The sequence below is a fragment of the Moorena sp. SIO4E2 genome (assembly GCF_010671945.1).
GTDB classification, from domain to species: Bacteria; Cyanobacteriota; Cyanobacteriia; order Cyanobacteriales; family Coleofasciculaceae; genus Moorena; species Moorena producens.
Genome location: NZ_JAAHIE010000087.1, coordinates 16,960 through 19,789 on the forward strand (window position 1 = coordinate 16,960; position 2,830 = coordinate 19,789).

General features: G+C 44.1%; 3 protein-coding genes. 2 read left to right on the forward strand and 1 reads right to left on the reverse strand.

Annotated elements, in window-relative coordinates:
* Nucleotides 1-131 (forward strand): CHAT domain-containing protein (locus F6K37_RS44650; protein ID WP_353838026.1); only part of this gene is annotated, 131 nt, incomplete at its 5' end.
* A 262-nt stretch (nt 132-393) separates the two neighbouring features.
* Nucleotides 394-1,182 (forward strand): DUF4058 family protein, encoded by a 789-nt coding sequence (locus F6K37_RS12355; RefSeq protein ID WP_287250456.1) that lies wholly within the window; start codon nt 394-396, stop codon nt 1,180-1,182.
* 99 nt (nt 1,183-1,281) lie between these two features.
* On the opposite strand, the gene F6K37_RS12360 is transcribed toward F6K37_RS12355, so the two are convergent.
* Complete coding sequence (locus tag F6K37_RS12360; RefSeq protein ID WP_502887741.1) at nt 1,282-2,703, reverse strand: cytosine deaminase; 1,422 nt, start codon at nt 2,701-2,703, stop codon at nt 1,282-1,284.
* Nucleotides 2,704-2,830: the final 127 nt, after the last annotated feature.

The window sequence follows — 2,830 nt, forward strand, 5'->3', positions numbered from 1 at the left end:
TAAAACAGGGGAACGTTACTAAAGCCGAAGCCCTCCGACAAGCTCAAATTGCTTTAATTACCAAAGTAGAGTATGGTTTGGAGCATCCTTATTTTTGGGCACCGTTTATTTTAATTGGGAATGGATTATAGGGTTAACAGGTTGAAGGTTAGGAGGTTGAAGGTTAGGAGGTTGAAGGTTGAAGGTTATGGGGTTGAAGGTTGAAGGTTATGGAGTTTAAGGTTGAAGGTTCAGAAGATAACCGGCAAACTTGCTAACTTGCTAACTTGCTAACCTACTAACCGGCAACCTACTAACCTTCTGCTAACCTTCAACCTTCTGCTAACCTTCAACCTTCAACCTTCTGCTAACCTTCTGCTAACCTAGAAAACAGAGCTGATGGGAGGTGAAGGGATGCCGTCAATCTTTCCCGGTATGGATCCGTATTTAGAACATCCGGATTTATCGCCAGAAGTACATCATTGGTTGATTAGTTTAATTGCTGAGTGTTTAATTCCCCAGGTACGTCCGAAGTATAAAGTAGCTATTGAAAAGCGCATTTATCAGGTTAATAAAACTAACGAAGATAATCTCTTATTAGTTAGGATTCCTGATGTTACTGTTAAACGTCAACCAAATCCTGAAGATTCTCCCAGCTCTAAGGTTGCTGTTGCGCCACCAACCACAAAACCCTTGACAGTAATGGTTCCTATTCCTGAACAAATCAAGCAAGGGTATTTGGAAGTAAGAGATATGACTACCGGTGCTGTGGTAACGGCTATCGAAGTTTTATCTCCAGTTAATAAGCGCTCTGGTGAAGGTAGAGAAACTTACCTGAAAAAACGCCAACGGGTGTTAGGAAGTTTGACCAATTTAGTGGAGATAGATTTGCTCAGAGGCTGGGAACCAATGCCACTATTAAATAATTTTATTGAAAGCGATTATCGTGTTTTGGTTAGTCGAGAGGAGCATCGTCCACGAGGCGAATTGTATACTTATAATCTCCCAGAGCAGCTACCAGCTTTTTCCCTACCATTACGTCCAGAAGATTCTGAAGCGATAGTAGATTTACAAGCTATAATTAATAGCGTTTATGAGCGAGGGGGTTATGATTATCAACTCGATTATGACCAAGAGCCAGTACCAGCTTTATCAGAAACAAATCGGATATGGGCTAAGGAATTGTTGAAAACTGCTATATAGCAATTTTCATAGTTATCAGGTACAGATAATTTTTTCCCGATTCCCGACTCCCGATTCCCGATTCCCGACTCCCGATTCCCGATTCCCCAATTCTAAATTCTAAATTCTAAATTCTAAATTCAATAAATCATCCAACTCAGCATAATCCGGCAACCTAGTATCAATTGGCTGACCCTGACGCAAGATAATTCGGTCATGCTGGGGACGGGACAAAAGTTCACTGAAATGGCGTCCCTTAAACAAAATCAAATCTGCCGGGAGTCCCACCCCAATCCTACCCATCTCGGGTAAACCCATTAAATCAGCGGCTGTCTTGGTTACCGCACAGGGCCAATCACCGATGGGCATATCTAAATGGGCAATCCGTACCGCTTGGGTAAAGACTTCTAATACATCATGGTCTCCAAATCCATAAAAGGGGTCTCGACAATTATCACTAGCCAAAGTTACCGGAATACCCTGTTGTTTAATTTCATGGAGCCTGGTTACTCCCCGCCAGGAAGGTGTAGAGTTAGCCTGTCGATCTTGTAGATAAAGATTGCACATGGGTAAGCTAACAATAGCAATTCCTGCTGCTTTGACTAACTTGAGAGTTTCCGCAACCTCCTCTAAAGGTTGCACGGCCAAACTGCAACAGTGACCACAAATAATTTTTCCGGTAAACTGATGACGAATCGCAGCTTGGGCAATCTTTCGTAAGCAATGGGAATCGGGATTACCGTTTTCATCAGCATGGAAATCTAGGTTGAGGTTTCTCTCCTTAGCTAAGGAAAAAACCCTATCGAGTTGAGCATCCAGGTCTTGGTTGCTATAAGCTACCCCTCCAAGTATGCCTCCGATTTCAGCAATTTGATCGGCTAAGGTAATGCCACCGGCAGTTTGATAGTAATCTAGAGTAACTATAGACACTGCTTGTAGGGTAATTCTGTCTTGCCATTCTTTCTGGAGGGTTTGGAAAACGCCTAGGCTAATCGCACTTTGTTCTCCAACCAAGTCAATGTGGGTGCGGATAGCTTTAGTGCCATGAGCATAGCTACATTTGAGTCCAAATTCCATGCGCCGATATAAATCTGACCGTTGCCAATAGGTTTGGGCATCAGCATGTCCGGTGAGACAGGCACTATTAAAGGTACCATCAGGATTGGGAGACCGTTCCCAAATATGACCTTTATCCAGATGGGTGTGTATATCTAGAAAACACGGCCATACTTGTCCTTGCCGGAGATTTATACTGGGGATGTCACTAGGTATGTTACTGGTATCTGTGCTAGCTTCAACACTGTTTGCGATACTGTTTTCGGTACTGTTTGCGATCGCGTAGCGGCTCTTTTCGACCATCGTGTTTTGCTGCCCTTTGGGAACAATCGCCTTTGAAACTATTGCACCAATGGCTCCCTGATTAATTTCAATATCAACTAAGCACAAACCCTGCTCGTTGCGGACGCAAACGTTGCTGTTTTCCAGTAGGCAAAATGGTACGTAGGCATTTGTGAGCCAGTATCGTTCGGCGTTGGGAATCATTAGGGAGTCGGGAGTCGGGAGTCGGGAGTCGGGAGTCGGGAGTCGGGAGTCGGGAGTCGGGAGTCGGGAGTCGGGAGTCGGGAGTGGCCTATGGGAAAATTGAATGTACCTCATAAGTATCATAAAC

Bases quoted from the DNA above. Each gene is read 5' to 3' on its own strand.
- F6K37_RS12355 (WP_287250456.1), top strand. From the start codon at position 394: ATGCCGTCAATCTTTCCCGGTATGGATCCGTATTTAGAACATCCGGAT.
- F6K37_RS12360 (WP_502887741.1), bottom strand. From the start codon at position 2,703: ATGATTCCCAACGCCGAACGATACTGGCTCACAAATGCCTACGTACCA.